Source organism: Bacillus sp. NH11B (assembly GCF_001884205.1).
GTDB classification, from domain to species: Bacteria; Bacillota; Bacilli; order Bacillales; family Bacillaceae_G; genus Bacillus_A; species Bacillus_A proteolyticus.
Genome location: NZ_MAOG01000121.1, coordinates 1 through 6,687, shown reverse-complemented (window position 1 = coordinate 6,687; position 6,687 = coordinate 1). Strand labels below are relative to the sequence as shown.

Annotated in this window: 6 protein-coding genes; 4 read left to right on the top strand and 2 right to left on the bottom strand. The window is 30.3% G+C overall.

Annotated features, from left to right (window positions below; translation table 11 throughout):
• The first annotated feature begins 681 nt into the window (after nt 1-681).
• Entirely contained in the window at nt 682-1,008 is a 327-nt protein-coding gene (locus tag BAU27_RS22630; RefSeq protein WP_071772015.1) for a hypothetical protein, read from the top strand.
• Between the two features lie 497 nt (nt 1,009-1,505).
• On the opposite strand, the gene BAU27_RS22625 is transcribed toward BAU27_RS22630, so the two are convergent.
• Nucleotides 1,506-2,000, bottom strand: a complete 495-nt coding sequence (locus tag BAU27_RS22625) for a DUF2716 domain-containing protein (RefSeq protein ID WP_071772014.1) — start codon at nt 1,998-2,000, stop codon at nt 1,506-1,508.
• A 615-nt stretch (nt 2,001-2,615) separates the two neighbouring features.
• The gene (locus BAU27_RS22615) at nt 2,616-2,813 is read right to left on the bottom strand and encodes a hypothetical protein (protein WP_071772012.1); all 198 of its coding nucleotides are present in this window, start codon (nt 2,811-2,813) and stop codon (nt 2,616-2,618) included.
• Nucleotides 2,814-3,692: 879 nt separating this feature from the next.
• Between BAU27_RS22615 and BAU27_RS22610 the strand changes: the two genes are divergently transcribed.
• From BAU27_RS22610 to BAU27_RS22600, 3 genes are all read left to right on the top strand, one after another.
• Complete coding sequence (locus BAU27_RS22610) at nt 3,693-4,454, top strand: ABC transporter ATP-binding protein (RefSeq protein ID WP_071772011.1); 762 nt, start codon at nt 3,693-3,695, stop codon at nt 4,452-4,454.
• 16 nt (nt 4,455-4,470) lie between these two features.
• On the top strand, nt 4,471-6,342 hold the full coding sequence (locus BAU27_RS22605; RefSeq protein WP_071772010.1) for an FtsX-like permease family protein: 1,872 nt from the start codon (nt 4,471-4,473) through the stop codon (nt 6,340-6,342).
• Nucleotides 6,343-6,561: 219 nt separating this feature from the next.
• On the top strand, nt 6,562-6,687 hold a 126-nt coding region (locus BAU27_RS22600), incomplete at its 3' end, for a helix-turn-helix domain-containing protein (protein WP_153020471.1).

Genomic DNA, 6,687 nt, shown 5'->3' with positions numbered 1-6,687 from the left:
GTAAGTTCATAATTCCGCAATTATTTATAAAAATTATCATACAAATGATCTGTATATCAAAAGTGAATTGATATGCAGATCATTTGTATGAGCGAAGTCCCTTTAGCATTATTAAGGGTCTTTTTTTAATTTCTACATACTTGAGATTCCGTCACATCAACATCAAGTTAAAAACACTTTTAAAACATTAAAAAGTGCTTTTTATTTATAACAAAAGAAAAAAAGAATCTATTACAGATCCTTTTTTTCAACATATCTTAAACCAGAAAAATGGTAATGCCCTTAAATCTTTGTTAGGGGCAAAGATTTAAAGAAAAGTTTAGCTCATTAATAATTTTACACAGATAGAATATATAGTAAATTGATAATATTTATATTGAATATTCTTAATATTAATTTAATTGAATTCTCATTATTCCTATAAAATAACATTAATATAAAATTTTAACTAATAACTTTTATACTTTTTATTAAGAAAATGAAAGTATTCTTACCTAATGACATATACTTTTATTCAATTCATATTTATTAAAACAATATGAACTTATAGTTATAGGTAATTATAATTTTAAATTACGTAAGGGACACAGTTATTATCAAAAACTAAAAATTCTGTACTTTTAACTTAAGATAGAGTTATGATAAATATAATTCCAAATAAATCCATAAGGAGTGGTAATTATGAATTTCTCAAAAGACTTTAACTACAATCATGAAGGCGATTATTTATATCCAGTTGAGTATTATCAATTTCGTCAAGCTAGTACATTAAATACGTTTAAAGTTGAATTATTGTGTTTAGATAATTCTTATGCTTTTCATTTAACAATAGACAGAGAATCTATCCCTTCAAAGTATAGATTTGTAACAAGTCATGATTTTGAGATTTATGAAGAATTTGGACTGGAACTTTTGGATTCTAGTTCTAAACAAGTTACCCTACAAAGGGCAATTGATATAGCAAGTGCAATTGCAAAGAAATATTGCACAGATCCGGTTAATCAATAATAAGAACACTGTACGTTAAGGAATTTATAAAGGTCGTGGAGGCTTAATAAGCGTTTATAAATGTTTTTTAACATGTTTACAAAAGGTGTACCTTTTGAAGGGAATATAAAAAGGAACCCGTTATGGATTCCTTGTAAAAAGACAATATAGTTATTTAATTTTAAAACCTAAAACAAGCATGACCCCGTTCTAAATTTAGGACGGGGTTAAAATATAGTTGTTTAATTTTTGATACAAGATACTTCACTGTACTTAAAAATCTAAGATTTATTCAACAAATAACGCATGTTATATTAACTAAATTAGCTTAAGATTAAATCATTGGAGGAAAAAGTATGAAAAATAAAATACCTCTAATAACATTCATTTTAGCTGCTTTATTTGTAGCTAGAGGTTTTGCATTCTTCTACTGGATCAAAACATTCCCATTCAACTAAAGAAACCTAACTACCAATAACGATAATTATTTACATAATTATCGTTCTCGGAAGTGAAATTTATACTTTATCATTGGTCTTTTTTAATCTACTAGCCCTTAATTCTTTGAAATTCTTGATTAATTCTTCTCCGAAAATATAAATAACTTTTTCCCATGGATGCCCTAAATAACCCCACTTAAAGTCTTTTTGCAAAAAGAAATAATAATCCCCATCCGGAAAAAATGGAATTTTCCATTGATGATCATCTTCGTTTAGATTTAAATTTAAACTAGGATTCATCCAGTAGCCAGCATGCTGCCAATCTAACGCATATATATATTCATGTTTCTCGGTACATAAAATAAGAGCTTCTAATAATATATGATCAAAAATATAATCATCGTCATCAGTCCATTTTCCTTCAAAATAATTAGGTAAATCATAAGTAATATATGGACAAGAAAATATAAATGATTGGTCACCATCTATATTAGGATTAAAACAAAATTCATCTTCAAATCTATCCCAAACATTCTCATATTCTTGTTCATTTAACAAAATCCATTCTTTCAAACTCAGTACCTACTTTCTAATATTATTATATAATTAAAATAACACGATGAAATTGTATATTCTATTCATTGCTAATTTACATAACACATTATTATTGGTAGCAAGGACATAGTTGCCCCTTACTCTTACAAGGGATCCACCTTTTCTTTTTCTATGACTCTATTCATTTTTTTATACATTCCTATTCTGGCATGGGTTTTAAGGTTCTCGTTTGTTACTGGATTTTCCGAAAAACTGTATAAAATCTTGCATGCTCTTAGCGTAGTTTTTTCAGAAATGTTAGCGGTATCCCTAATAACATTTACTATCCGTCAATCCGAAGAACAAAAAGAACTTGTAGGAATCCCTACAAGTTCTTTTTAGTTAAAGGTGAATATACGGGACAAACAAACTATCTTACAGGTTCATCATAGAAACTACAGGGGTAATGCTTTGACAAGTATATTATATAACAAATATTAACATCCACAGATTTATTTTTTGAAAATTATGTGAATTAATAAGGCAGAATTGTATATCATTTTCTCTTCCTAAAAAGTTCATTTAATTATTTCGTTTCATTTCGTTTCGTTTCATTTCATTTCATTTATCTAATCACTCCTCATGGTAATCCCTTTATAAAATAAAAAAGCATCCTATTAATATTAAAAACTCTGGTAACTCAAAGTGTCCGAGTATCATACTTAGAATTAAGCCTATAGGAAATACAAGAACTTCTATCCAACTTATACCTTCATTTTTCCTTATTATATAGGAAGTAGTTATACAGATAATTAAAATTCCTAATACGATTAACCCTAATCCTAATGCCATTCATCCACCATCTTTTTTTAATTCATATTACCATAAATAAGCTATCATTAAAGGTACTTCTTTATAAAATAAAAAAGCAGCGGATTCGCAACTTTAACTAATACATGTTAAATCAATATCGATATTATAATAAATTAATAAAAATGTAAGTATAGGTAAATAGAGAAAAATATATAAAGACATTCAAGATTAATTAACTATAAGAAAATGAATTTTATATTATAACTAACTATAATTCTTGAATATATGTAAATAGAATTGTCTTATCTTTTTTTTATTTATTTGATAAAGAAATTAGAGATAGGAAAATTTAAACAAATGTTTGTTCAAAATATTTTTATTATGAATAGATGATTTCCGTGTTCAATTGTCTGCTTAGTTAATTTCCTTATTTATTATATGAATTTTATATAACAAAGAAAAAAAGCCGCTATAGATGCTTCCCTAAAAATTATCGCTACAGATTCTTCTTAAGTTTTTTTCTTCATGAGAAGTAATTAACTTTTAAACTTTTTCTAATATTGGGTGTTCTTGTCCATCCCCTCGAAATGGGGGAATAAGCAAAAAACATCGTATATTCCTTATGTAACGAAATCAGCATTTTACAACTAGATAAGTGTACATATTTGAAGTCATTTAGACCATTTACACTTCAGCGTAACAATCCGATCATCATTTGGTGTTTTTTTTTATGTGTATCCTTCCCATATTAAAGTAGATGGTTTCAAGCGAAAAAAATACCCCCTTATCTACTACAGAACTCATTACCGAATGAATGGATTCTTACAAAAATGTTAGGTTACTGTTATATAAATCAATTGCAGTTCATCTCAAAAAAACGCAAAATAGGCAATGGAAAACAAATGTAGGAGGATATATATGACGAAACCAGTTGTAGACGTGAAAAACGTTCAAAAAGTGTATGGTAAAAAAGGTGAGAACCAATCACACGCATTAAAAGGTGTTTCATTCTCAATTCAAGAAGGTGAGTTCGTTGGTATTATGGGGCCTTCTGGTTCTGGTAAAACGACATTATTAAATGTAATTTCAACGCTTGATAAGGCGACAGGCGGCGTTGTTGAAATTGCAGGAACGGATATTACGAAAATGAAGCAAGGTGAGCTTTCTGATTTCCGTTCGCAAAAGTTAGGATTCATCTTCCAGGACTTTAACTTATTAGAGAACTTATCTATTTACGAAAATATCGCACTTCCACTATCTCTTCAAGGTGTTCCATCACGTAATATTGGACCGAAAGTAGGAAAGGTAGCTGATATGTTAGGAATTTCAGAAATACTTCAAAAGTATCCATCTGAAGTATCTGGTGGACAAAAACAACGTTCAGCAGCAGCTCGCGCTTTAGTACATGAGCCGGCAATTATTTTAGGAGACGAGCCAACAGGAGCTCTTGATTCTAAAAATGCAACGAGCTTACTTGATGCAATGACAAACTTAAATAAAGAACAAGGTGTATCTATTATGATGGTTACACATGATCCATATAGTGCAAGTTACTGTCAGCGTATATTATTCATTCAAGATGGTGAGCTATATAAAGAAATTCACCGCGGTGGTACGCGCGAAGAATTCTATAAAGAAATTTTAGATGTACTTGCAGATTTAGGTACACAAAAAGCGTAAGAAAGGAGAACTGGGCATGTTATTCAAACTTTCCATGTCAGGGCTAAAAAGTAAGCTGAAAGATTATATCGTCTTACTTGTCGGTCTTGTCATGTCGATTTCAATTTTTTATATGTTTCAAACGTTAGGGCTGAATAAAACGTTTATCGAATCTAATTCAACTATTCAAACAATTGGATTCATATTCCAAGCAGGTTCATTTTTATTAGCAATAATAACGTTCTTCTATATTTTATATGCAAACTCTTTCTTACTATCTCTTCGTCAAAAAGAGTTTGGTATGTATATGATGTTAGGAGCTAAAAAGCATAAAGTTACATTACTTATGTTTATCGAGACAATTGTATTAGGCGCCGCGTCTCTTGCGATTGGACTTGCAGTTGGTGTAGGACTTGCAGAAGGTATCGGACAGTTATTAATGAAACAACTCGAGTTTGCTGGTGAAGGTTATAAAGCATTTTATCTGCCATCTATGACTGTTACTTGTATCTTCTTCTTTGCACTATTTGTCTTATCAGCAATTATGAATAGTATTAAATTATCGCGCATTTCTGTACTACAACTTGTACATGCTGACGCACAAACAGAGCGTGTTGCAGTAAAAGGAAAAATGACAGGTATAGTTGCATTCCTTGCTGTTATTTTATTGGGTATTGGCTATGCATCAATGATTTATATGGAACAATTAAGAGAGATAGTTGGTATAGAAATTGTACTAATTGCTGCAATCTTCACGACACTTGGTACATATATGCTATTTGGATCACTTCTCCCTTTCATCATTAAAAAACTAAGAAGTAATAAAAAATATAGTGAACAAGGACTTAACGCATTTACATTTGCTCAACTAAATTTCCGAATTAATAGTTTAACGAGAATACTTGGGACAGTAGCGATGTTAGTTGCTCTTGGGGCCGGTGCAATTTCAGGTGGTATGGCGTTTAAAAATAATGTTATAAAAAAAGTTGATAGTGTAGAGATTTACGACTCAGTAGTTCATAATCCAACAGCTGAAGAAAAGAAAATTTTAGATGGTATATCATTTAAAAATAAAGCTGAGTACCATTATAAAGCAGACGATAAGTATGTTTATTATGTAAAAGAAGATTTAGAGAAACAAAAGCCACTTATTCGAGAGGGTTTAGGTAAAGAGAATTTCGGTAAATATAAAGAAATTTCAGGAGAGGCTCCAATAGGGACAGTAGCAGGAGTGAGATCAGAGCAAAATCAAAATGAAAAAGAAATGCCTAAAGAATGGGATGAGGCATTTAGAACAATTCAACCATATTATTTATACGAAGATCATGCAATTAAAATTGTAGATCAAAAAATGTACGATGGGATAAATGGTAAAGAAGGTATAGCATTTATCGGAAAAGCAGATGATTTCTTAACATATACAAAAGAATGGAAAAAACTTGACGAGTTGCAACTAGATAAATATAAAAATGTACCAGCTGAAAGTATGAACAGTAAATATCAATTTTACTATATGTCCTACGGCCTTGCGAGTGGAACAGTATTTATGGGATTCTTCCTTGGAATTGCATTCTTAGCAATGATGGCAAGTTGTTTAATGTTTAAAATTCTTTCTGGTGCATCAAAAGATATTACGCGTTATCAAATGCTTCATAAAATCGGTGTGCGCCGTGAATTATTAACAAAATCTATTTATAAAGAGTTATTCTTAGTATTCCTATTCCCGGCAATTGTCGGTATTGCTCACGTGTTAGTTGGTATGAATATTTTCGGATTTATTTTAATGGATCCTTACTTCCGTATTTGGGTACCAATTGTAATTTTCGTAGTTATTTATGCGATTTATTACTTCATTACAGTTCAATTGTATAAAACAATCATTCTACCACATAGAGAGATTAATGAATAATTACATCGTATAAAAAATATATAAATTTTTTTATCATTTTAGCCAAGAAGACTCCTTCCTCAAGGAACACGAAGTGAGTAGGTGGGAGATGAATTGGCTTCGGACAAGGGATGGCAGGAAGCCATCTTAATTGTTCGACATACATAAACTGTTACTTCACTACCTATCGAATGTACGTTTGTTGTATAATAGACCCATATCGAAATGGGGGTGAAACGAATGATGATCAATAAAGCATATAAATTTCGTATCTATCCAAATAAAGCACAAGCGACCCTAATCAATAAAACGATTGGCTGTTCTCGTTTTGTATTCAATCATTTCCTATCTCTATGGGATAATGCA

Excerpts from the sequence above, each read along its gene's own strand:
- BAU27_RS22630 (WP_071772015.1), top strand. The coding sequence starts at position 682 with ATGAATTTCTCAAAAGACTTTAACTACAATCATGAAGGCGATTATTTA.
- BAU27_RS22615 (WP_071772012.1), bottom strand. The coding sequence starts at position 2,813 with ATGGCATTAGGATTAGGGTTAATCGTATTAGGAATTTTAATTATCTGT.
- BAU27_RS22610 (WP_071772011.1), top strand. The coding sequence starts at position 3,693 with ATGACGAAACCAGTTGTAGACGTGAAAAACGTTCAAAAAGTGTATGGT.
- BAU27_RS22605 (WP_071772010.1), top strand. The coding sequence starts at position 4,471 with ATGTTATTCAAACTTTCCATGTCAGGGCTAAAAAGTAAGCTGAAAGAT.